This is a genomic window from Mesorhizobium sp. WSM1497, from assembly GCF_001672455.2.
Taxonomy (GTDB): Bacteria; Pseudomonadota; Alphaproteobacteria; order Rhizobiales; family Rhizobiaceae; genus Mesorhizobium; species Mesorhizobium ciceri.
Genome location: NZ_CP021070.1, coordinates 3933305 through 3955778, shown reverse-complemented (window position 1 = coordinate 3955778; position 22474 = coordinate 3933305). Strand labels below are relative to the sequence as shown.

The 22474-nt window shown below is 62.4% G+C and carries 18 protein-coding genes; 7 read left to right on the top strand and 11 right to left on the bottom strand.

Annotated features, from left to right (window positions below; translation table 11 throughout):
• Positions 1-232 precede the first annotated feature (232 nt).
• A complete protein-coding gene (locus A9K65_RS19235) occupies positions 233-1204 on the bottom strand; it encodes an NAD-dependent epimerase/dehydratase family protein (protein WP_063168088.1) in 972 nt (323 codons plus the stop codon).
• Positions 1205-1927: 723 nt separating this feature from the next.
• Here A9K65_RS19235 and A9K65_RS19230 point away from each other — a divergent pair.
• On the top strand, positions 1928-2701 hold the full coding sequence (locus A9K65_RS19230) for an NAD kinase (protein ID WP_013531374.1): 774 nt from the start codon (positions 1928-1930) through the stop codon (positions 2699-2701).
• Positions 2702-2899: 198 nt separating this feature from the next.
• Positions 2900-4495 carry a DEAD/DEAH box helicase gene (locus tag A9K65_RS19225; protein WP_064993628.1) on the top strand — a complete coding sequence of 532 codons (1596 nt, stop codon included), beginning with the start codon at positions 2900-2902 and terminating at the stop codon, positions 4493-4495.
• A gap of 71 nt (positions 4496-4566) precedes the next feature.
• Here A9K65_RS19225 and A9K65_RS19220 read toward each other — a convergent pair whose 3' ends face one another.
• The 8 genes from A9K65_RS19220 to A9K65_RS19185 form a co-directional block, all read right to left on the bottom strand.
• Complete coding sequence (locus A9K65_RS19220; protein ID WP_013531372.1) at positions 4567-5172, bottom strand: hypothetical protein; 606 nt, start codon at positions 5170-5172, stop codon at positions 4567-4569.
• 241 nt (positions 5173-5413) lie between these two features.
• On the bottom strand, positions 5414-6064 hold the full coding sequence (locus tag A9K65_RS19215) for an OmpA family protein (protein WP_013531371.1): 651 nt from the start codon (positions 6062-6064) through the stop codon (positions 5414-5416).
• Positions 6065-6239: 175 nt separating this feature from the next.
• The gene (locus A9K65_RS19210) at positions 6240-6608 is read right to left on the bottom strand and encodes a GFA family protein (RefSeq protein ID WP_064993629.1); all 369 of its coding nucleotides are present in this window, start codon (positions 6606-6608) and stop codon (positions 6240-6242) included.
• Positions 6609-6777: 169 nt separating this feature from the next.
• A complete protein-coding gene (locus tag A9K65_RS19205; RefSeq protein ID WP_013531369.1) occupies positions 6778-7155 on the bottom strand; it encodes a hypothetical protein in 378 nt (125 codons plus the stop codon).
• Between the two features lie 287 nt (positions 7156-7442).
• The gene (locus tag A9K65_RS19200; RefSeq protein WP_064993630.1) at positions 7443-7874 is read right to left on the bottom strand and encodes a GFA family protein; all 432 of its coding nucleotides are present in this window, start codon (positions 7872-7874) and stop codon (positions 7443-7445) included.
• A 65-nt stretch (positions 7875-7939) separates the two neighbouring features.
• A protein-coding gene (prfB, locus tag A9K65_RS19195) for a peptide chain release factor 2 (protein ID WP_013531367.1) occupies positions 7940-9071 on the bottom strand; the annotation gives its coding sequence in 2 pieces (ribosomal slippage) (positions 7940-9004 and positions 9006-9071; 1131 coding nt in all).
• A gap of 117 nt (positions 9072-9188) precedes the next feature.
• A complete protein-coding gene (locus tag A9K65_RS19190) occupies positions 9189-11645 on the bottom strand; it encodes a penicillin-binding protein 1A (protein WP_013531366.1) in 2457 nt (818 codons plus the stop codon).
• 213 nt (positions 11646-11858) lie between these two features.
• Entirely contained in the window at positions 11859-13121 is a 1263-nt protein-coding gene (locus A9K65_RS19185) for an N-acetylmuramoyl-L-alanine amidase (protein ID WP_064993631.1), read from the bottom strand.
• A 654-nt stretch (positions 13122-13775) separates the two neighbouring features.
• On the opposite strand from A9K65_RS19185, the gene A9K65_RS19180 reads away from it, so the two are divergent.
• Positions 13776-16724: a ribonuclease E/G gene (locus A9K65_RS19180; RefSeq protein WP_064993632.1), complete on the top strand. Its 2949-nt coding sequence runs from the start codon at positions 13776-13778 to the stop codon at positions 16722-16724.
• A 170-nt stretch (positions 16725-16894) separates the two neighbouring features.
• Here A9K65_RS19180 and A9K65_RS19175 read toward each other — a convergent pair whose 3' ends face one another.
• Both A9K65_RS19175 and A9K65_RS19170 read right to left on the bottom strand, forming a co-directional pair.
• Positions 16895-17842, bottom strand: a complete 948-nt coding sequence (locus A9K65_RS19175; protein ID WP_013531363.1) for a glutaminase — start codon at positions 17840-17842, stop codon at positions 16895-16897.
• Positions 17829-18995, bottom strand: coding sequence for an aminotransferase class I/II-fold pyridoxal phosphate-dependent enzyme (locus tag A9K65_RS19170; protein WP_064993633.1), 1167 nt, complete (start codon positions 18993-18995; stop codon positions 17829-17831). The genes A9K65_RS19175 and A9K65_RS19170 overlap by 14 nt, the downstream gene beginning before the upstream one ends.
• 145 nt (positions 18996-19140) lie before the next feature.
• Between A9K65_RS19170 and A9K65_RS19165 the strand changes: the two genes are divergently transcribed.
• The 4 genes from A9K65_RS19165 (at position 19141) to accB (ending at position 22469) form a co-directional block, all read left to right on the top strand.
• Positions 19141-20535, top strand: coding sequence for a M48 family metalloprotease (locus A9K65_RS19165; RefSeq protein WP_084015768.1), 1395 nt, complete (start codon positions 19141-19143; stop codon positions 20533-20535).
• A 61-nt stretch (positions 20536-20596) separates the two neighbouring features.
• On the top strand, positions 20597-21400 hold the full coding sequence (locus A9K65_RS19160; protein WP_013531360.1) for a DsbA family protein: 804 nt from the start codon (positions 20597-20599) through the stop codon (positions 21398-21400).
• 149 nt (positions 21401-21549) lie between these two features.
• Positions 21550-21984 carry a type II 3-dehydroquinate dehydratase gene (gene aroQ / locus A9K65_RS19155; RefSeq protein ID WP_013531359.1) on the top strand — a complete coding sequence of 145 codons (435 nt, stop codon included), beginning with the start codon at positions 21550-21552 and terminating at the stop codon, positions 21982-21984.
• Positions 21985-22010: 26 nt separating this feature from the next.
• Positions 22011-22469 (top strand): acetyl-CoA carboxylase biotin carboxyl carrier protein, encoded by a 459-nt coding sequence (accB, locus tag A9K65_RS19150; protein WP_013531358.1) that lies wholly within the window; start codon positions 22011-22013, stop codon positions 22467-22469.
• The last annotated feature ends 5 nt before the right edge of the window (positions 22470-22474 follow it).

The window sequence follows — 22474 nt, the reverse complement described above, 5'->3', positions numbered from 1 at the left end:
GCACCGGCAACGGCAAGCCGCATCGCAGTCGAGATATTCCCCTCTTCATGGTGGCCATTCACCGGCTGGCGCCGGCTGTCCAACTCAATTCGCGACCTCAGGAGTAACTATGACTAAACATGCAGTCAATATCTTTATGCGGATACGGCCAGGGCTCGCCGATGGGTGCGCCCGATGCGGTGGTGACCAAGTGGGCAGCCAGGAAAGAGCTTTGGCCGCGACGCCGGGCGCGTCAGGCCGTTGGGGCCGCAACGGTTCCGGCCGCAATTCGCTGACGGAACCAATCGAAGGTGCGCCCGATGCCTTCCTGATAGCCCGTCCTGGCTTCCCAGCCAGGAAGGACATGCCTCGCCGACGTCAGGTCCGGACGCCGATTTGTCGGATCCTGGGGAGCCGGAGGGTGGTGCTCGATGCGGCTGCCGGGGACAAGCGACCTGACGAATTCCGCGATGCGCAGGACGGAAACCTCGTGATCGTTGCCGATGTTCAGAGGGCCGCGATGCGAGATGCCGTCGCGCCAGAAGTAACGTTCCAGCCCCTCGACGATGTCGTCGACGTAACCCCAACTGCGCGATTGGGACCCGTCGCCATAGACCGTCAGCACCCCGGTTGTCAGAGCCTGGATGGCAAAGTTCGAAACGGCGCGTCCGTCGTCGATGCGGGTTCGCGGCCCATATGTGTTGAAAATCCTGACGACGCGAATGTCGAGCCCGACAACCCGCTGCTGTTCGAACAGCAATGCCTCGGTGCAGCGTTTGCTTTCATCATAAGAGGCCCTGGGACCGGTGCAGTCCACCGATCCCCTGTAACTTTCGGGTTGGGGTGAAACCAGGGGGTCGCCATAGACTTCCGAGGTCGAGGCGAAGCAGAAACGGCCGCCGGGCTTGAGCAGCGTCAGAAGATTGAGCGCGCCGCCGATGTTGGCCTTGATCGTGCGTACCGGCTCGCGCATGTACCAAAGCGGCGAAGCCGGCGACGCGAGATGGATGATCTCATCGAAGCGTTGAAGGGATGAAAAGCTTTCGGCATCGGCAATCTGCAGATCGAAACGCGGATCGGCGATATGTGCGACGTTGTCTCGCGTCCCGGTCCAAAGATTGTCGACGACGATCAGCTTTTCCAGATCGCTTCGCCGCAACAGACGGTCGACCAGATGTGAGCCGAGGAAGCCGCAGCCACCAGAAATCAACACGCTGCGCGACATGGACCCCCCTGCTCCAGACACCCGGCCAGTCAACGAGCCGCAGGGCTTGTTTCCCAACAACGGCGGATACGAGGCTACCCAAAAACCTTTCCGCCAATCGGTGCACCCATCTACACCGCCAAGCGCCGCGAGTGCAAACAGCAAGCTTTCACGAGTGGAACGTGCGGCAGCCGACCGGCCTCTGTTTTTAAGGAGAGAAACTGCCGCGCGATGTCGCGCACCGAAGCGGCCGCCAATGCCGCCGGTCATCCGAAAGGATGATCAGGTTACAGCGCTACAGCGCCCTTTGCGGGCATGGCGCTCCGGCTGCGTCACCACAGCGCGACGCCGTGGGCTGCGGTCGGAAGCTCGTCTCTTCGGACTGGCGCACCAGTTCGGCAAAGAGCAGCGCGAAGCTTCCCAGCATCAGAAAGACAATGATCAGGCGTGTTACCGGCAATATGTCGGCCTCGACTGGCTAGCCCCCACGCCACCCATCCACTGCCGGCTAACATGACCGATCCGGCTTTACGAGACTTTAAGGCCGGTCTTAACCATCACATTCGCGTAGCCTTTGACATGATACGCGAACGCATGTCCGCATCCGCCGTCCCGCGGTCGCCTCGCCATCCCGGAATGGCATTGCCATCCGGGATGGCGGCTCCGTTTGCAGACCTACCCCGCCCATGCTACCCCGAAATTGGCGCGGCCCTGCCGCTGCCAACCGGTCGTCATCGGGGAGCCATGAGCAAAGCCGCCAGCCACATCGCCTTCGTCTCGTCCGACACCGCTGACGCCAAGACGGCGCTGGAAAGCCTGTCGGCGCGCTATGGCCAGTCTTCCGTCGAGGAGGCCGAGATCGTCGTTGCCCTTGGGGGTGACGGCTTCCTGCTGCAGACCCTGCGCGACACGATGGGGACCGGCAAGAAGGTCTACGGCATGAACCGTGGCACCATCGGCTTCCTGATGAACGAGTATCGTTCCGGTGGCCTGACCGAGCGTCTCGAAGCCGCCGTCGCCGAAACCATCCGCCCGCTGGAGATGCTGGCCGTGACCTCGGAAGGCGAAACGATTTCGGCACTGGCTATCAACGAGGTGGCGCTGTGGCGTCAATCGTACCAGACGGCCAAGATCCGCATCACCGTCGACGAACAGGTCCGGCTTGAGGAACTGAACTGCGACGGCGTCATGATCGCAACCCCGGCCGGGTCCACCGCCTATAATCTTTCGGCGCACGGGCCGATCCTGCCGCTCGACGCGCCGCTGCTGGCGCTGACCCCGGTCAGCCCGTTTCGCCCGCGCCGCTGGCGCGGCGCGCTGCTCTCCAACAAAGCGACGGTGCGCTTCGACATCCGCGAGCCGGAAAAGCGGCCGGTGAACGCCGCCGCCGACCATACCGAGGTCAAGGCGGTGACCTCGGTGACGGTGCGAGAATCACCCACGGCGACAGCAACGTTGCTGTTCGATCCCAATCATTCCTGGAACGAGCGTATTCTCGCCGAACAGTTCCGCTATTGAGCCGGCTCTGCGACCGACAGGTCGATTAAGCATCCCGATTAAGGTTACAACTTCACAATCGTGCCATTGCTGCCCGTTTCTGTTGACAAATCGAGGGCTTGCTCCTAATTGCAATACCGATCTTGCAGGCGCGTGGCGCTTGCCGCGACGCCATTAGACGCCGTTGCGCTTCCCCGAACCAGCCAAAGACAACAACACTTGTCCTCAGACACCACGACCGCTCAAGAAGCGTTGACCTTCGCAGACCTCGGCCTGTCGCCGAAGGTCCTTTCCGCAGTCACCGACGCCGGCTACACCCAGCCGACGCCGATCCAGGCTGGTGCGATCCCGCACGCCTTGCTCGGCAAGGATATTTTGGGCATCGCCCAGACCGGCACTGGCAAGACGGCTTCCTTCGTGCTGCCGATGCTGACCCGCCTCGAAAACGGCCGGGCCCGCGCCCGTATGCCGCGCACGCTGATCCTGGAGCCGACGCGCGAACTCGCCGCGCAGGTCGAAGAGAATTTCATCCGATATGGCAAGAACCACAAGCTCAACATCGCGCTCCTGATCGGCGGTGTCTCATTCGACGAACAGAACAAGAAGCTGGAGCGCGGCGTCGACGTGCTGATCGCGACGCCCGGCCGCCTGCTCGATCACCGCGAGCGCGGCAAGCTGTTGCTCAATGGCGTCGAGATCCTCGTCATCGACGAAGCCGACCGCATGCTCGACATGGGCTTCATTCCCGACATCGAGCGCATCTGCGAGATGATCCCGTTCACCAGGCAGACGCTGTTCTTCTCGGCGACGATGCCGCCGGAAATCACCAAGCTGACCGAGAAATTCCTGCATGCGCCGGTGCGCGTCGAGGTCTCGAAGGCCGCGTCCGCCGCCACCAACATCACCCAGCGGCTGGTCAAATCAGGCTCCAAGCCGTGGGACAAGCGCGAGACGCTGCGCAACCTGATCAAGGCCGAAGATGCCGAACTGAAGAACGCCATCATCTTCTGCAACCGCAAGATCGAAGTGTCGGAACTGTTCCGCTCGCTGCTGAAGTATGATTTCGACGCCGGTGCGCTGCATGGCGACATGGACCAGCGCGCGCGCATGCAGATGCTGGCCAATTTCCGCGACGGCAAGCTGCGCTACCTCGTCGCTTCCGACGTCGCCGCGCGCGGCTTGGACATCCCCGACGTCAGCCATGTCTTCAACTATGACGTGCCGATCCATGCCGAGGATTATGTCCACCGTATCGGCCGTACCGGCCGCGCCGGACGCTCCGGAAAATCCTTCACCATCGCGACCAGGTCGGACACCAAATACATCGACGCCATCGAGCGGCTGATCGGCAACAAGATCGAATGGCATGACGGCGACTTGTCGACGGTGGTTGCCAGCGAAGGCGGCGAGGACGATGCTCCGCGCCGTGGCAAGGGCGCACCGCGCCGCGCCGGCCGCAAGGACGACGACCGCAGCAGGGAAAAGGGCGGCGAGCGCAGACCGCGCGAACGCCACGCTAAGCGCAGCGAAGACACGGCACCGGAAACAGTCCGCGAGGACCAGCCGGTGGCCGAGGTCGCAGCGGCAGCCGCCGACGTCGGCGAACGGCGCTCGCGCAAGGAAGCGATCCGTTCGGAAAACACCGAGCGCAAATCGTCCGATCGCAACGAACAGCGCGCACCGGAACGCGGCGATACCCGGCCGCAGCGAGACAACAGCCGCCCTGCCCGCCAACGTCACCAGGAAGACAACGATTCCACCGTTGGCTTCGGCGATGACATGCCGGCCTTCATGCGGATCGTCGCCAAGGTCTGATCCCGACCGCTTCGAAGGCAAGCCAGCCATCCGGCTTGCCTTCTCGGTAGAGCTCCAGCCTGGTTCGCCCGTTACATCGGCCCAGGCATCATCTTGGTCGGTTTTTCCAGCATCGGAAACTCGGCCTTCGAGCATTTCACGTTCGGGTTCGTCGGACTGAACATGCCGTTCGGATTGTCTCCGAGCCAGGCATGAAGGTCATAGTGGACGAACTCCTTCGGGATGAGAGGGTAGTGCCCCTCCATCGGCCCCATGAAGGTTTGGCCAAACAGCTTCGGAGGCTCCTTTATGTCCGGCGTCAGAGGCACCAGCCATTCCGCGCCCACCAGCCGCAAACCCTTCTTGGTCGGTTCATAGATCAGCACGTTGGGGTGCATCGGGTCGAGCTTCTGGCCGACACTCGGGACATTGACGAAGTGAATACCCATGGCGCCCTTCGGGTAATCCATCGCGCCCGCTATCTTTTCTCCGCTGTAGTAGACGCAGCCGACCGTCGACAGATAGAGGTCGCGGACGGCAGCGGTGTAATCCTCATATTTGGCGAGCGACTTTTTCAAGGCTTCGATGTCGGCCTTGTTGGCGTCCTCGGCCCGAGCCGAAGCAACGTTCAGCCACGCGCCTACCAAACCTGTTAAAACGAGGACGCCACAGCGCCCAAGGCTGGCTGTTCTTGTCATGCATTCCTCCCAGATTTCTGATCTGGCCGTGCAAGACCGAGGCGGAAAAATGCTGATTGCGCGGCCGGTTACACCGCCTCATCCCCGCTGGACTGCCATGATGCTATTCCTTTCCATGGCCGCCGGAAAGCTATATTTTAGCAATAACTAAATCTATACCGTACCCATCCAGAGCGCTGATGTCAGCTCAAACAAAAACGGCCCCGCATGAGGGCCGTTTCGCATCCGCTTGCCGGACGGATCAGGTGAGCGGCGACAGCTGGATCTCGACGCGGCGGTTCTGGGCCCGACCTTCGGCTGTGGCATTGGATGCGACCGGACGTGTCTTGCCGAAGCCTGTGACGGCGAAGCGCCGCTGATCCACGCCCTGACCGGACAGATAGTTCGCCACCGCCAAAGCACGACGCTGCGACAAATCGAAATTGTGCTGGTCGCCACCGGTCGAATCGGTGTGGCCGAACACGTCGACCGTGGTCTGCTTGAACTTCTTCAGCACCAGCGCGACGGAGTTCAGGACCTGATAGAAGCCGGGCTTCACCGCATCCTGATCCGAGTTGAAAGTGATATCGGACGGCATGTTGAGGATGATCTGGTCGCCGCTGCGGGTGACGCTGACACCGGTGCCCTCGAGCTGCCGGCGCAGTTCGGCCTCGTTCTGGTCCATCGTGGCGCCGATGGCGCCGCCGGCCAGCGCGCCGATGCCGGCGCCGATCAGTGCGTTGCGGCGGTCGTTGCCACCGGCAAGCAGGCCAAGGCTGGCACCCGCCAGGGCGCCAAGGCCGGCACCGGCTGCCGTGTTGGAAATCTTCTGGTCGCCTGTATACGGATCGGTGGTGGTGCAGGCGCTCACGAGCACAGCCGTCGCCACGACGACGAGCACAGTCTTTTTCATAGGATGGTCCCTCTCCAAGTCACGCCTTGCGGTGGCGCCAAATCAGCCCTTCCCGCGACTTGTACCATGAATTGCGGCGAAAAGCGGAACGGCAAAAGCGCCGTTCACGGCTTTTCCCGAGAGACCAATACCCGGTGGTGGCGCCGCATCGCCGTGCCGGAATTGTTTGGATAAGCTACCAGAGGTTCTTGCCGTCTATGACAACCACTTCGACCTTTTCGAGATCGAAATCATCGAACAGCCGCGAGTTGACGCTGATCTTGCGATTGTCGAAATCCGGCTCGCCTGTCGACCAGTCCGGCGTTTCGGTAAAGGTGCCGCAGCCGCAGGTGGCGCAAAAACCGTGCTTTACGGTCTTCGACCCCCAACGATAGAAAGAGACGTTCTCCATCGGGCTGGTGAGCTTGAATTGCGAAGGCACGTAATAGGCCCAGAGCGAGCCGCGTTTCGAGCAGAAAGAACAGGTGCATTGCGTCACCGTCTGCGGTGCTTGCGAAACCTCGAACGTCGTCGCCTTGCAATGACAGCTTGCCTTGATGGTCATCAACGAACTCCTCCTGTCGCCGCCACCCTGTGCGGCAAAGGCAGCATAAAGAGGTGCTCCTGACAACTGTCTGTCAGCAAGCATCACCCGGCGCTACCGCGACAGGCTGGTCTCAGCAAGCCCGTCCCGTCACACGCGCTCAGGCGGACTTCGGAATGCGTTCCTATCGTCAATAAGAGCGCGGCGGCACGAACAGGCAGATTGTCCTGCCGGCGTCGAGCCCCCCCTGGTGCGCGCACCAATGGAACTCGCCGTCCGGGCTGTCCTTGACACGCTTGTCGGTCATTGGAACGACCTCACCCGTTCCGGCGATGACATAGCCCTCGGGTTTCTCCAGCACTTCGCCCGTATGGGTCGTGCGACAATCATAGTTGGCGCAGCATGCGAACGGATAACTCCAGCCTTGTGGCTTTGCCGCCGTGGGCGTGGCGTCATGCGCGAAGGCAGGTGCCGTCAGCATTGCCATCGCGCCGATCGCGAACAGGGAAAACAAAAGTCGGCCAGCCGGTTGAACGGCATTGGCCGATCTGAGTGTGGCAGCAGACATGGAAACGTTCCTTTCAAACGAGCATCAAGCGTTTCGCTTGCCCGTTCCCGGAACGTATCTTCCCAGTGGCCGGATCGTCGGGTCGCAGATATGCCGCGTCCGGCCATAAATGCTTTTTCTCTCCCAGCCCTTGGATGCTGGGCTGATTCCTTGGTCGGCGCAAGAACATGCATTCCCGACATCGTTCTACAGACGTCAGGCATCCGCTACCGCCGACGAGATGAGGCCAAGGTCAATTCCCGGCAAACGGGCGTCGAATAAACGGGATTGGCCCGCTGTGGTTCCAGCTATTGCTGGTCGAAGCCGGCAATCACGTGCTCTTGATACTGCGGCAGGTCATCGGTGATGGTGAACCAGCCCGCCTTCGAACCGACGAAGATGTGCTCGGTTGGACGAATGGATGGGTCGTCGACGAGCGTTCCCATGGCGACATGGACGTAGGCGCCGTCGCGCACGAGCGAATAAAGCAAGGAGCCGCACTGGCAGCAATGCGCGTTGTGGCCGCTTTGGTCGCCGAAGATCAGGAGTTTGTCCTCGCCTTCGGTGAGGACAAACTTTTCACGCTCGATACCGGCGAAAGGCTTGAATGCCGAACCGGTGGTGCGCCGGCAGTCCGAACAATGGCAATTCGCGGCATAGAGGAATTCGTCGGCCACCTCGTAGTGAACCGCGCCGCAAAAGCATTTTCCGGTGAGCTTGCTCGGCACTCTCTCCTCCATTGCTGTGGTGCGCAGGGGTATGTTCAGATGAGGCCAGGCCAGCCTCACCTGAATATGGGCATATCCTAGTCCAGGTCCGCCACGGCTTCGCCGGCACCGCCTTCGATGCGCTGCGACAACGAGGCTTCCATGAAATCGTCGAGGTCGCCATCGAGCACGCTCGACGGGCTGGTGCTCTCGACGCCGGTGCGGAGATCCTTCACCAACTGATAGGGCTGCAGCACATAGGAGCGGATCTGGTGGCCCCAGCCGATATCGCTCTTCGATGCTTCGGTGGCGTTTGCAACCGCCTCGCGCTTCTTCAGCTCTTCCTCGTAAAGGCGCGAGCGCAGCATCTCCCAGGCCTTGGCCTTGTTCTTGTGCTGCGAACGTTCGGCCTGGCAGGCGACCGCGATGCCAGTGGCCAGATGCGTGATGCGCACCGCCGAATCGGTGGTGTTGACGTGCTGGCCGCCCGAGCCGGACGAACGATAAGTATCGATGCGGACGTCGGATTCGGAGACGTCGATCTCGATCGTGTCGTCGATGACCGGATAGACCCAGACGCTGGCGAAGGACGTATGCCGGCGCGCATTGCTGTCATAGGGCGAAATACGCACCAGGCGATGAACGCCCGATTCCGTCTTCATCCAGCCATAGGCGTTGTGGCCTTTGATCATCAACGTGGCGGACTTGATGCCGGCCTCTTCGCCGTCATGCATTTCCAGCACTTCGACTTTGAAACGGCGCCGCTCGGCCCAGCGCGTGTACATGCGCAGCAGCATCGAGGCCCAGTCCTGGCTTTCGGTGCCGCCGGCACCGGCATGGATTTCGAGATAGGTGTCGTTGGAGTCTGCTTCACCCGACAGCAGCGTCTCGACCTGGCGGGCCTTCGCTTCGCCTTGCATCGAGCGGATCGCGGCTTCCGCCTCGGCGATCACGCCCTCATCGCGCTCTTCCTCGCCGAGTTCGATCAGGCCGATATTGTCTTCCAGCGCCTGCGTCAGACCTTTCACCGAGGCGATGCCTTCTTCGAGGCTCTGGCGTTCGCGCATCAGCTTCTGCGCTTCCAGCGGCTCGTTCCAGAGGCTGGCGTCCTCGGCGCGCACATTGAGGTATTCAAGCCGCTTTATGGCTTGATCCCAGTCAAAGATGCCTCCTCAGCAGGGTTATCGCCTGCCTGATCTCGTCGACAATATTCTGCGTTTCCGCGCGCATGGCTGGCTGTTCTGTCCTGTTTGCTGAAATCGGTCGGCGCGATACATAGGCACGCCGCCGCCGGCTGTAAAGCAAAATGGGCCGGCCCAAGGCCAGCCCATCCGCCCCTGAAAATCGTCAGTAGAGGCCGCCGCCGCCGGACTGGATAGCCTGATTGGCTTGCGGCGACAGTGCGCCACCGGTGGCATTGGAGCCATCGGCGCCCATGCCGATCACCCAATAGCTGTCGGCGGGACCGGTGCCCGGCTTGAAGGCTTCGATGATGGTGCCGGGATCGCCCGATGCGGCACGCATGCCGGTCTTGCGATTGATGGCGACCAGGTTCATGCCTTCGGGCACCTTGAAGTCGACATTGGGCGTGCCGTCCAGCGCCACTCGCATGAAGTCCTTGAAGATCGGGGCTGCGAGGCCGCCACCGGTGGCGCCATGGCCGAGGCCGCGCGGCGTGTCATAGCCCATGTAGAGGCCGACGACGAGGTTGGGCGTGTAACCGATGAACCAGGCGTCCTTTTCGTCGTTGGTGGTTCCGGTCTTGCCGGCGATGTGACGGCCGAGTTCGCCGATGGTGGCGCCGGTGCCGCGCTGCACGACGCCTTCCATCATCGAGGTGATCTGGTAGGCGGTCATCGGGTCGAGCACCTGCTCGGAATTGTCGACCAGCTCCGGCTCCGGCTGGTTCTGCCATTCCTGCGCATTGCAACCCTGGCAGCCACGTTCGTCCTGCTTGAACACCGTCTTGCCGTAGCGGTCCTGGATGCGGTCGATGAGCGACGGTTTGATCGACTTGCCGCCATTGGCCATGATCGAATAGGCCGACACCATGCGCATCACGGTGGTTTCGCCGGAACCCAGCGCCATTGGCAGATAGGGTGCCAGATGGTCGTAGACACCGAAGCGCTCGGCATATTCGACCACCAGCTTCATCCCCATGTCATTGGCAAGCCGCACCGTCATCAGGTTGCGCGACTTCTCGATGCCGGAGCGCAGGGTCGCCGGACCGGCGACGGTGCCGTCATAGTTCTTCGGCGTCCAGCTCGTGTTGCCGCTCTGGATCGTGATCGGCCCGTCCATGATCACCGAGGCCGGCGTATAGCCATTGTCGAGCGCTGCCGAATAGACGATCGGCTTGAACGAGGAGCCCGGCTGGCGCATGGCTTGCGTGGCGCGGTTGAATTCGGACTGCGCATAGGAGAAGCCGCCGACCATGGCCAGCACGCGGCCGGTGTGCGGGTCCATGGCGATCAGGCCGCCTTCCACTTCGGGCACCTGGCGCAGGCTGTAGGTGCCCTCGGCACCATCGTTTTTCTGCACGAAGATGACGTCGCCCGGCTTCAGCACCTCCGCCGGCGACTTGGCCTTGACGGTCTTGCCGGCGACCACATGGCGCATGGCAAAACCCATGTCCTCCTTGCTGATAGTGCCTTCGACGCGCTCCTTGACGATCTCGCCCGACGCCTGCCGTGCGGGCTGCAGGCCGATCGACAGGCCGGTCGCCGAACTGTCGAGCACGACGGCGAGCGACCATTCGGGAACATCCTCCAGTCCCTTGACGGCGCCAAGCGGCACGCCCCAGTCGCCCGAGACATCGATCGATGTCACCGGCCCGCGATAGCCGCGCAGCGTGTCGTATTTCATCAACCCGTTCTGCATCGATTTGCGGGCAATGAGCTGGATCTTCGGATCGAGCGTGGTGCGGACGGAGAGGCCGCCTTCGTAGAGCGCATTCTCGCCGTAGCGGGCGATGATCTGGCGGCGCACCTCTTCGGTGAAGTACTCGCCGGCGAACAGATAGGTGCCGCTGCGCCGCGGCGTCACGCCCAGCGGCTCGGCCTTGGCCTTGTTGCCTTCCTCACGCGTGACATAGCCGTTCTCGACCATCTGATCGATGACCCAGTTGCGGCGCTCGATCGCGCGATCGGCATGCTTGAAAGGGTGATAGTTGTTCGGCCCCTTGGGCAGGGAGGCCAGGTAGGCGGCCTCGGCCACGGACAGTTCGTTGACCGACTTGTCGAAATAGGTCAGCGCCGCACCGGCGACGCCATAGGCGCCGAAGCCGAAGAAGATTTCGTTGAGGTAGAGCTCGAGAATGCGATCCTTGGGATAGGCCTGCTCGATGCGGAAGGCGAGGATCATCTCCTTGATCTTGCGCTCGTAGGTCTGGTCCGAGGACAACAGGAAGTTCTTCGCCACCTGCTGGGTGATCGTCGAAGCGCCGACCTGGCGCCGGCCCGAGCCGAAATTCTGCAGGTTGACGATGATGGCGCGGCCGAGGCCGGTCACATCGATGCCCGGGTGATTGTAGAAATTCTTGTCTTCCGCCGACAGGAAGGCCGCCTTGACGCGGTCCGGAATGGCCTGGATCGGCAGATACAGGCGCCGTTCGCGCGCATATTCGGCCATCAGCGCGCCGTCGGACGCATGGATGCGGGTGGTCACCGGCGGCTCGTATTTGGCCAGCACCTCGTAGTCGGGCAGATCCTTCGACAAATGGCCGATGTAGATCGCAACGCCCGCCGCGACCAGAAGGGCCAGCGTCGTGCCGATGCCGAAAAAATAGCCAATGAGACGAATCATACCCGCTCCAGTCCTTGGTTCGGGAATTTCCTAGACGAAGCCGCCTTTCACGCAAGCTTTCGAGCCGGTCCCAATCCGTAATCGAAAACCCTTGTCGCCGCCATGTGGACAAAATACGGCAATGCCTGATTTCACGGCTGCTGGCCGGAAATAAAAGCACTGGGTGTTGTCGTCGCGCAACGCCGCCTCTGGTTGCAGGCGTCGCCGGTCATGTCAACCTCCGGTTCCCGATCCGGCCTTGGCCGACGCGAACAGCGCGACGGCGTTGGTTATGCTCTGGGCCGCCTTGCCGCGCCAGTCGGCGTTGAGCAACTGCGCCTCGTCCTTGGCGTTCGAGAGATAACCGAGTTCGACCAGCACCGACGGCACATCGGGTGCCTTGAGCACCTTGAAACCCGCGGAGCGCTGCGGATTGTTGATAAGACCGACGCTGGTCGACAACTGGCCAACCAGCGTGTGGGCGAAACTCATCGAGAAATTGTGTGTTTCGCGGCGGATCAGGTCGATCAGGATGTCGGTGACTTCCTTGTTGTCGTTCTTGATTTCCATGCCGGCGAACTGGTCGGAGAGGTTCTCACGGTCGGCAAGCGCCTGCGCCTCGGGGTCCGAAGCCTTGTCGGAGACGGTATAGACGGTGGCGCCGCGAATGCCCTTGACGCTGATCGTGTCGGCATGGATCGAAATAAGCAGGTCGGCCTCATGCTGACGGGCAATGCGCACGCGGTCGTCCAGACGCAGGAATTCGTCTGTGTCGCGCGTCATGAACACATCATAATTGCCGACGGCCGCGAGTTTGTCGCGCAGCTCCGTGGCGAAGGCCAGCGTGACGTTTTTTTCGATGGTGCCGTTCAGGCCCTCGGCACCGCCGTCGATGCCGCCATGGCCGGGGTCGATGACGACGGTGAACCGATGGCCCGGATTGGAGACCGGCCCGGTGCCGACCCGCCCTCCCTTGTCGGTCGAAACGGTCGATCCGGTGGTCAGCGCCTGATTGGCAAGTGCGGCATCGAACTCGCGTTCGGATGCCGCCGACATATCGATGGCAATGCGGTAGCCGGTTCCGTCCTCGTTCTTGAGCACGTCGAGCTTGTCGACGGCAAAGGGTCCCTTGCCGGTGAGGATCAGACGCGAAACGCCCTCGCCGAGTTCGCCCAGGCGCACGCCCTTGACCAGGCCCCGCGCCTTCAAATCCTTGGCATCCACGGCGAATCTCGTATTCGCGAGATCGATGACAAGACGGTTGGGACCACGCAGCAGGAACCATTTGATATCGGGTTCGCGGTCGAAATCCATGACGATGCGCATCTTGGTGGCATCGCCGGCCATCTTGTAGCCTTTTGCCACGAGCGGAGCGTCGGCGGCACTGGCATTTGAAGACAAGACGGATGAGGCCGCCAGCAGCAGCAAGAGGCAGAAAGAGGCCAGGATCCGGCCGCCGACACGACATCCCTTGTCTGTGAAGTCCGCCAATCCCATCTCTCTTGCAGTCGCTCCCGGTTTGGCGCCCGGCGCCCGGTCGTTTCGTCGAAATGCCGGTTAGGCCGCGAACTCGATTAACGATTGGTATCCAGAGAAGGTTAACCAAGCCTTTTCATGCAGGGCCGCAAGCCTGGCTTTACGCTACGGAACGGCTTTTTGCCGGCATCGGAAATCGGGGTTGCCTTCCACCCCGCCAAATCATAAAAGCGATGGTGGATCACTGCAATCCTGGAACCGCCCTCCTCCGCAGCTTCTTGCTACAGGGTCAGACGTAAAGGCGGCTCCTTTCGCTTCAGGCGAAAAGGGTTCAGGTGATCGCGACGAATTTCGCAGGCGTGCTCCCGTGGCGGGGGAATCGCCTGCGTGAGGAAAACGGCCGGGTTTGTTCCCGTGCCGGCTCTGTATGAGCAAACAAGCTGGTCCGGTTCGTCCGGGCTTTGGTTCAAAAGGTTCTGTTGGTGACGATGGCTTCAAGCGCAATCATGGAAAGGTCCGCATCAAACCGCGCCATTATGGCTGCGGGCGGCACCGCCATGGCGCTCAAGCGGCGGCCGACGGACGTTCAAATATCCGGCACCCACATTCCAGACACGCAGCAGCAGGCTTTGCCTCGCAAGCTGCGGCTGACGGCTGCCGGGGGGAAACGAAATAATGCCCAACAAAATGCTGATAGACGCCTCCCACCCGGAGGAAACACGCGTTGTCGTCATACGCGGTAACCGTATTGAAGAATTCGACTTTGAATCCCAGGACAAGAAGCAGCTCAAAGGAAACATCTACCTAGCCCGCGTAACGCGCGTAGAGCCCTCCCTTCAGGCAGCCTTTGTCGAATATGGCGGCAACCGTCACGGTTTTCTCGCCTTCAGTGAAATCCACCCCGATTACTACCAGATTCCGGTCGCCGATCGTCAGGCACTGCTGCGCGCGGAAGCGCAGGAGGCTGAGGACGAGGAGAACGAGGACGGCGACGGCGATGATCGCCAGAGCCGCGATCGCGGACGGCGCGGCCGCAGGCGCGGCGGCAAGCCCCGCGACCGGGGCGAGCACAAGCGCGATGCAGCCGATTCCAGCGAGGCGAGCGACGCTGCCGACGAGGCAGAAGAAGGTGCCGACGCTGGTGTCGAGGACATCTCGCATACGTCCGAGATCATCGAACATGCGGCTGATTCGTCCGAACATGCAGATGCGTCCGAGCATGGCGAGGATTCGGCCGAACAGGACGAAGGCGAAATCCGCGAAGGCGGCCCGACGTCGATCGCCGCCTCGGTCGAGGCCGATGTGATTTCCGAAGCCGTCCCGCTGGCCGAACAAGGCAGCGAAGCGACCTCCGGCGACAATGATCGCGGCATGCTGGAAGAAGTGCAGTCCTCGCATCCGGACGATCACGAGGTCGAATCGGTCGGCGCCGAGGATGCGCTGGAAGAAGTGCGCAACCGCCGCAAGCCGGTGCGCCGCCAGTACAAGATCCAGGAAGTGATCAAGCGCCGGCAGATCCTCCTGGTGCAGGTCGTCAAGGAAGAGCGCGGCAACAAGGGCGCGGCGCTGACCACCTATCTGTCGCTGGCCGGCCGCTATTCGGTGCTGATGCCGAACACGGCGCGTGGCGGCGGCATTTCGCGCAAGATCACCAGCGCGGTCGACCGCAGGCGGCTCAAGGAGGTCGTCGCCGATCTCGAAGTGCCGCAGGGCATGGGCGTCATCCTGCGCACCGCCGGCGAGAGCCGCACCAAGGCAGAGATCAAGCGCGACTACGAATATCTGATGCGGCTTTGGGAAAATGTCCGCAATCTCACCTTGCAGTCCACGGCCCCTGCCTTGGTCTACGAGGAAGGCAGCCTGATCAAGCGCTCGGTGCGCGACCTCTACAACAAGGATATCGACGAGATTCTTGTCTCCGGCGAGGAAGGCTACCGCGAGGCCAAGGACTTCATGCGCATGCTGATGCCGAGCCACGCCAAGGTGGTTCAGCCGTTCCGCGACACGACGCCGATCTTCGTGCGCAACGGCATCGAGGCACAGCTCGACCGCATGCTGCAGCCGCAAGTGACGCTGAAGAGCGGCGGCTACATCATCATCAACCAGACCGAAGCGCTGGTTGCCATCGACGTGAATTCGGGCCGTTCCACCAAGGAGCACTCGATCGAGGACACCGCGCTCCACACCAATCTGGAAGCGGCCGAGGAAGTCGCGCGTCAGCTCAGGCTGCGCGATCTTGCCGGCCTGATCGTCATCGACTTCATCGACATGGAGGAGAACCGCAACAACCGCTCCGTCGAGAAGCGGCTGAAGGATCACCTCAAGAACGATCGTGCGCGCATCCAGGTCGGCCGTATCTCGCATTTCGGCCTGATGGAGATGTCACGCCAGCGCATCCGCGCCAGCGTGCTGGAATCGACCATGAAGCCTTGCCCGCATTGCGGCGGCACCGGCCATGTGCGCTCCGATTCGTCGGTCGCGCTGATGGTGGTGCGGGCGATCGAGGAATTCCTGCTCAAGGATTCGCGCAGCCACATCACGGTGCGGACGCCAGCGGCGACAGCACTCTACGTGCTCAACCACAAGCGCGGCACGCTGGTGGAACTCGAAAGCCGCTTCGGGCTGACGATCACCGTCGAGGCCGACGATTCGGTGGGTTCGCAGCACTATGCGATCTTCCGCGGCGCGTTGGCTGAAAAGCCGGAAGGCTTTGTCGAGGCGCGCAGCTTCCCGGCCTATGTCGAGCCGGACGAGCCCGAGGATGAGATTGCCGTCATCGAGGAAGACGACGAGGCGCCGATCCAGGCAGAACAGCCACGCCAGCAGCCGCAGCAACAGCAGCCGCGGCCCGCTGCCGGTGGTGAGGAAGGCGAAGGCCGCGACCGCAAGCGCCGCAAGCGTCGGCGTCGGCGTGGCGGCAAGGATCGCGATCGCGAACATGGCGCCCCTGCGGACGGTGCTTCCGTCTCGGCTCCGGCCGGCGAGTTTTCGGACTCGGACTCGGCCGCCGGAGATGGCGACGCGGAAGCGGACGACAATGCCCCTGTTGGTGTTTCCGAAACTCCTGCCACAGCTGAAGCTTCGGACGAAGGCCAGGGCAAGAAGCGCCGGCGCGGCAAGCGCGGCGGCAAGCGCAACCGCCGCGAAGACGGTGAAGGCGAGGCTGAGGCAAGTGCTGGCGAAGCAGCCGACGCGTCCGAAGGCGAAGTCTCGGCAACCGAGGTGATCGCTAGCGAGCCGGTGGTTACCGCAGCGGCCGAAGAGCCGGTGGTGCTTGCTCCGGCCAATGACGACGCGCCGAGCACGGAGAAGCCGAAGAAGCCACGCCGTGCCGCCAAGCCGAAGAAGGCCGCAGCCGAAATCGTCGCCGAAGAGCCGGCTGCCGAGGCGGAAGCACCGGTCGAGACGCCGGCCACGGCGTCCGACGAAGCAGCGGCTGTCGAGAAGGCACCGAAGGCCCGCCCGTCGCGGCGCAAGCCGGCGGCGGTGAATGCGCCGGTCGAGCCGGTGGTGTCTTCGACCGTAGCGGAAGAACCCGCGGCCAAGGCCGAGGACAAGACCGACGACAAGACCGACGACAAGCCGAAACGCGGCGGATGGTGGCAGCGGAAGGGCTTTTTCTAAGCCTTTCAGCCACCTGAGCTAGTTTGTTGACAAAAATCCCGCGCCGTCTCGAAGACGGTGCGGGATTTTCTTGTCTGGCGCTATTCCGGATCGCGAAAGGCTAAAACGCTTCTTTGATTTTTATGCATGTCGTTGTCCCAAAACCGCTGCGCACTTTTGGGCGACATGCATCACGGCGCGAAGATCGACCAGTTCATCATCCTGGCCAGCTTTTCCAGCGCGATCGACCCCAGCTTGGAGTTGCCGTTGGCATTGAGGCCGGGCGACCAGACGGCAAGCGACGCCACGCCCGGCACGATGCCCAATATGCCGCCGCCGACGCCGCTCTTGCCGGGGATGCCGACGCGGAAGGCGAAATCGCCGGAGCCATCATAGTGACCGCAGGTCAGCATCATCGCGCCGATGCGGCGTGCCCGTTCAGCCGACACCACGGAATGCCCGGTCGCCGGGTTCTTGCCGCCATTGGCGAGGAAGCGGCCGGCGAGCGCCAGTTGCCGGCAACTCATTGCGATGGCGCAATGGTGGAAGTAGACGCCCAGCGCCAGCTCCGGCGCGTGGTGGAGATTGCCGAAGGATTTCATGTAGTTGGCAAGCGCGAAGTTGCGATAGCCGGTGGCCCGTTCGGACGCCGCGACCTCACGATCGATGATGATCGTTTCGTCGTCGGCGAGGAACTGGATGAAGCGCAGGATTTCGCCGATCGCCTCGCGCGGCTGGTGGCCGGCAAGCAGGATGTCGGAAATGACAATGGCGCCGGCATTGATGAACGGGTTGCGCGGAATGCCGTTCTCATGCTCGAGCTGCACGATCGAGTTGAATGGATTGCCTGACGGTTCGCGGCCTACCCGCTGCCAAAGCGCGTCACCGACATTACCGAGCGCCAGTGTCAGCGTGAACACTTTCGAGATGCTCTGGATGGAAAATGCCTGGTCGGCATCGCCGGCCATCAGCACGCGGCCGTCATTGGTGACCGCCGCGATGCCGAACTTCTTCGGATCGACCTTGCCCAGCTGCGGAATGTAGGAAGCGACGTCGCCGCGATCGGTGCGCTCGGCCATTTCGGCGGCGACTTCGGCCAATGCCCGATCAAGTTTGGGGGCCTGTTCAAGTTCCGGCATGGTGCTGCCTCAACCAGCGTTCGATGCGCACCATTGCCTCGACCATGTCGTCGTGGCTGCCGGCATAGGAGAAACGCATGGTCCGGTGCCCAGCCTGAGTGTCGAAGTCGCGGCCGGGCGTTGCTGCAACATGCGCCTCGGCCAGCATCTTTCGCGCAAAGGCCATGCTGTCATTGGTATGCCTGGTGACGTCACAGAACGCATAAAAGGCGCCGTCCATGGGCGCCGCCAGCGGAAAGCCGAGTTCCGGCAGGCGTTTCATCAAGAGCTCGCGATTCCAGGCGTAGCGGCCTTTTACCGCCTCCAGTTCCTCGGTCGCCCTGAACGCTTCGATCGCGGCAATCTGCGATAGCTCCGGCGGCGAGATGTAGAGGCTCTGGGCGACGCGCTCGACCGGCCGCACCAGTTCCTGCGGCAGCACCATCCAGCCGATTCGCCAGCCGGTCATGCAGTAATATTTGGAGAAGGAATTGATCACCGTCACATCGCCGCCATAGGCAAGTGCCGTGGTGTCGGGGGCGGCATAGGCCAGCCGGTGATAGATTTCGTCGGAGATGACGGCGATGCCGAGGTCCTGTGCCGTCCTTACCAGAGCCGCCAGTTCATCGGCTGGTATGACCGCGCCGGTTGGATTGGCGGGACTGGCGAAGAGAACGCCTTTCAGCGGCTTTTCACGATGCGCGGCTTCCAAATGGCCGGCATGCAGGTAGGCGGCGTCGCCGAGCTCGATCTCGACCACCTCGATGCCGAGTGCGGCCATGATGTTGCGGTAGGCAGGATAACCGGGTGTCGCGATGGCGACGCGGTCACCCCGATCGAACATCGCCAGGAAGGCGAGGTTGAAGGCGGCCGACGATCCCGTGGTCACCGCGATCCGGCCGGGCTCGATCTCAAGCCCGTAGTGATCGGCGTAGTGTCCGGCTATCGCCTTGCGCAAACCTGCCAGTCCGAGCGCGTCGGTGTAGCCGATGCGCCCATCCTGCAGCGCCTTGGCTGCTGCGGCGCGAACCAGAACCGGTGCGGGATCGGAGGGTTGGCCGACGGCCATCGAAACAACCGGCACGCCCTGGGACTTCAGCCGGTTTGCCTCTGCCAGAATGTCCATCGCATGGAAGGGCTCGACATTGCCACGGCGTGAGAGCGAAACGACCATTTAACCAGTATTCCCGATGACTGACGGCGCCAGGCACTGGCGCATGTGCCGCACAAATGCCCGATTGATGTGAGGATCACAAGTTGAGGAAGTTTCCGGCGCCGACTTTTCATCTTTCGCCCGCTCGTCTACCAGTGGACACATCATGTTGAGCCGACCCAGATCGACGATTGCCCAGGCAGCGCGCGTCTTCGCGACGCTTTCGCTTGGCGTTGCCGTTGCAATGTCGAGCTCGGTCAGCGCCTTCGCCCAGAACGTGCCGGTGGTGCGCGACGCCGAGATCGAGGCGCTGGTGCGCGATTACGCGCGGCCGATCTTCAGGGCGGCCGGCCTGGCGAATGACGGCATCGACATCGTCCTGGTCAACGACCAGAGTTTCAACGCCTTCGTCACCGGGCGTCGGCTGTTCATCAACACCGGCGCGCTGATGACGGCTGAAACGCCCAACGAGATCATCGGCGTCATCGCGCACGAAGCCGGTCATATTGCCGGCGGCCACCAGCAGAAGCTGCGCGACCAGCTCGAACGAGCCAAGACGATGGCTGTCATCGCGACATTGCTTGGCGCCGGCGCCATTGTCGCCGGTGCCACAACCAGCAGCCGCGGTCTCGCCGGCGCCGGCATGGGCGTGGCTGCCGGCGGCGGCGAAATGGCACAGCGCAGCATCCTCGCCTATCAGCGCACCGAGGAGATGACGGCCGACCGCTCGGCGATCACCTATCTCAACGCCACCGGCCAGTCCGGCATGGGCATGCTGAAGACATTCCGCCGCTTCCAGACCGCACTTTCGCTTTCGGGCGCCCAGGTCGATCCGTATCGGATCAGCCATCCGATGCCGCAGGATCGCATCGCCAATCTCGAAGTGCTGGTGAAACAGGACCCCAATGTCGACAGGCCGGACCCGCCCGCGCTGCAGCAGCGCCATGACATGATGCGGGTGAAGATCGCCGTTTACGTGGAAGGCCAGGCGGCCGCGTCCCGGCTGATGCGAAAGATGCAAGGAACCCTCGCCGCCCAGTACGGCGACGCCCAGTCGACCTACCTGTTCGGCAACATCGCCGCCGCCCTCGCCAAGACCAATGCACTGATCAGGGCGCAACCGAAGAATGCCTACTTCCAGGAACTGCGCGGCGACATCCTGATGAAAGCCAACAAACCCAAGGAAGCTGCGGACGCCTATGCCAAGGCGGTCAGCCTCGATTCGGCTCGGTCCGGTCTGCTGCCGGTGTCCGTGGGCCAGGCGCTGATGGCCGTCGGCACGCCCGACTCCCTCAAAAAAGCCGTCGTGCAGATCAACAATGGCCTCGGTCGCGACAAGGAAAATTCAGCCGGATATCGCTATCTGGCGCAGGCCTATGGCGAGTTGGGCGACATACCTGGCGCTGAACTTGCCACCGCCGAAAGCCATTTCTATTCCGGCAACTACAAGGATGCGAAGATTTTCGCCATGCGGGCGCAGCAGCAGATGAAACGCGGCGAGCCGCGCTGGCTTCGCGCCCAGGATATCATAAACTACAAGCCGTCAACCAAGATCAAGTGAACCTTCCGGCCCCGCGCCACGACATAGCCAGACCGGAAAACAGGCAGAAGGAACAGGAACGATGAAAAAGGCACTGCTGCTGGGCACCACGGGGGTTGCGGTCGCTCTGGCCATGCTGGCTTTCGGATTCGTTGCCGGAAACCCGCAGATCGCCAAGGCCGGGACCGCACAGCCGGTCGAGACGGCGGCGGCCGATACCAAGATCGACCGCACCGAGGTCGAAGGCATCATCCGCGACTATTTGTTGAAAAACCCGGAAGTCCTCCTGGAAGTCCAGGATGCGCTTGAGGCCAAGCAGAAGGAAGAGCAACGCATCGCTCATCTCGGCGTGATCAAAGATGCCAAGGACCAGATTTTCAACTCCGCCTTCGACGGCGTCGTCGGCAATCCGACCGGCAAGGTCACCATCGTCGAGTTCTACGACTATAATTGCGGCTTCTGCAAACGTGCCATCGACGACATGAAGGCGCTGACCAAGACCGATCCGGACCTGCGTTTCGTGCTCAAGGAATTCCCCATCCTCGGACCGGATTCGCAGAAGGCGAGCGTGGTCTCGATGGCCTTCCACCTGATGCACCCGGAAAAGTACGGCGAGTTCCACAATGCGTTGCTCGGCGGTCAGGGACGCGCCACCGAGGCGGCGGCCATGAAGGTCGCGCTGTCGCTCGGCGCCGACGAAGCGGCGCTGCGCGAGAAGATGAAGGACCCGACAATCAACGAGGCCCTCGCCAAGACCTACGATCTTGCCAACAAGCTGGCGATCACCGGAACGCCGTCCTATGTCGTCGGCAACGAGGTGGTGTTCGGGGCGCTCGGGCAGGAAGTGCTGGCTGAAAAGATCGAGGCGGCGAAAGCCGCGCTCTGATCTTGCTCGCCAGCTATCTCTCACTGGCACATTTCCGCCTGTTGTGGACAGTGAAAGAACGCACTTGCGCTCTTTCCGCGGGCGGCTATGCCCATTATAGAGGGCCCAGCGCGCCGGCTTGATGACGGCGCCGGGAAAGGTCGGCTTTTTTGAAAACGGTTTTCGTCCTGAACGGTCCCAATCTCAACGCGCTCGGCAAGCGCGAGCCGGGCATCTATGGCGGCAAGACGCTTGCCGCGATCGCCGACGACTGCAAGCAGGCAGGCACGGCGCTGGGGTTCGAGATCGATTTCCGCCAGTCGAACCATGAGGGCGACCTTGTCGACTGGATTCAGGAAGCCGGCGACAAGGCTGTCGGCATCGTCATCAATCCGGGCGCCTACAGCCACACCTCGATTGCCATCCACGACGCCATCCGCGCCGTCGCACCATTGCCGGTGGCCGAAGTTCATCTTTCCAACATCCATGCGCGGGAACCATTCCGCCACGTCTCCATGGTCGCGCCGGTCGCCGTCGGCATGATCTGTGGCTTTGGGCCGCTCGGCTATACGCTGGCGCTACAGGCGCTGGCCGCACGCCTATGACCGGCCAACAAACAGAAGGCTCGAAAATGTCGATAAAGAAGACCGGTGTTGACCAGCAACTGATCCGCGATCTGGCGGGCATACTGAACGACACCAACCTCACCGAGATCGAGGTTGAACTGGGCGACCTGAAGGTGCGCGTCTCGCGGCAGGCGCCGGCCGTTCATGCAATCGCGGCGCCGCAACCGGCCTATGCGCCGGCAGCAGCGCAGGCTGCCGCCGTTGCCGTGCCTGTGGTGGCGGACCTTTCCAAGAATGCGGTCACCTCACCGATGGTCGGCACGGCCTATTTGGCGCCGTCGCCGGACGCCAAGGCATTCATCGAAGTCGGCCAGAAGGTCAAGGAAGGCCAGACGCTGCTGATCATCGAAGCAATGAAGACGATGAACCAGATCCCCTCGCCACGCGCCGGCACGGTGACCGCGATCCTTTTCGAGGATTCGCAGCCGGTCGAATATGGCATGCCGCTCGTCGTGATCGAGTAGAGCGG

What these genes read in the sequence shown, in the direction of transcription:
- A9K65_RS19205 (WP_013531369.1), bottom strand. Translation starts at nt 7,155, where the DNA reads ATGTCTGCTGCCACACTCAGATCGGCCAATGCCGTTCAACCGGCTGGC.
- A9K65_RS19210 (WP_064993629.1), bottom strand. Translation starts at nt 6,608, where the DNA reads ATGACCATCAAGGCAAGCTGTCATTGCAAGGCGACGACGTTCGAGGTT.
- A9K65_RS19200 (WP_064993630.1), bottom strand. Translation starts at nt 7,874, where the DNA reads ATGGAGGAGAGAGTGCCGAGCAAGCTCACCGGAAAATGCTTTTGCGGC.
- A9K65_RS19165 (WP_084015768.1), top strand. Translation starts at nt 19,141, where the DNA reads ATGTTGAGCCGACCCAGATCGACGATTGCCCAGGCAGCGCGCGTCTTC.
- A9K65_RS19190 (WP_013531366.1), bottom strand. Translation starts at nt 11,645, where the DNA reads ATGATTCGTCTCATTGGCTATTTTTTCGGCATCGGCACGACGCTGGCC.
- A9K65_RS19235 (WP_063168088.1), bottom strand. Translation starts at nt 1,204, where the DNA reads ATGTCGCGCAGCGTGTTGATTTCTGGTGGCTGCGGCTTCCTCGGCTCA.
- A9K65_RS19230 (WP_013531374.1), top strand. Translation starts at nt 1,928, where the DNA reads ATGAGCAAAGCCGCCAGCCACATCGCCTTCGTCTCGTCCGACACCGCT.
- A9K65_RS19215 (WP_013531371.1), bottom strand. Translation starts at nt 6,064, where the DNA reads ATGAAAAAGACTGTGCTCGTCGTCGTGGCGACGGCTGTGCTCGTGAGC.
- A9K65_RS19180 (WP_064993632.1), top strand. Translation starts at nt 13,776, where the DNA reads ATGCCCAACAAAATGCTGATAGACGCCTCCCACCCGGAGGAAACACGC.
- A9K65_RS19175 (WP_013531363.1), bottom strand. Translation starts at nt 17,842, where the DNA reads ATGCCGGAACTTGAACAGGCCCCCAAACTTGATCGGGCATTGGCCGAA.
- A9K65_RS19220 (WP_013531372.1), bottom strand. Translation starts at nt 5,172, where the DNA reads ATGACAAGAACAGCCAGCCTTGGGCGCTGTGGCGTCCTCGTTTTAACA.
- A9K65_RS19170 (WP_064993633.1), bottom strand. Translation starts at nt 18,995, where the DNA reads ATGGTCGTTTCGCTCTCACGCCGTGGCAATGTCGAGCCCTTCCATGCG.
- accB (WP_013531358.1), top strand. Translation starts at nt 22,011, where the DNA reads ATGTCGATAAAGAAGACCGGTGTTGACCAGCAACTGATCCGCGATCTG.
- A9K65_RS19185 (WP_064993631.1), bottom strand. Translation starts at nt 13,121, where the DNA reads ATGGGATTGGCGGACTTCACAGACAAGGGATGTCGTGTCGGCGGCCGG.
- A9K65_RS19160 (WP_013531360.1), top strand. Translation starts at nt 20,597, where the DNA reads ATGAAAAAGGCACTGCTGCTGGGCACCACGGGGGTTGCGGTCGCTCTG.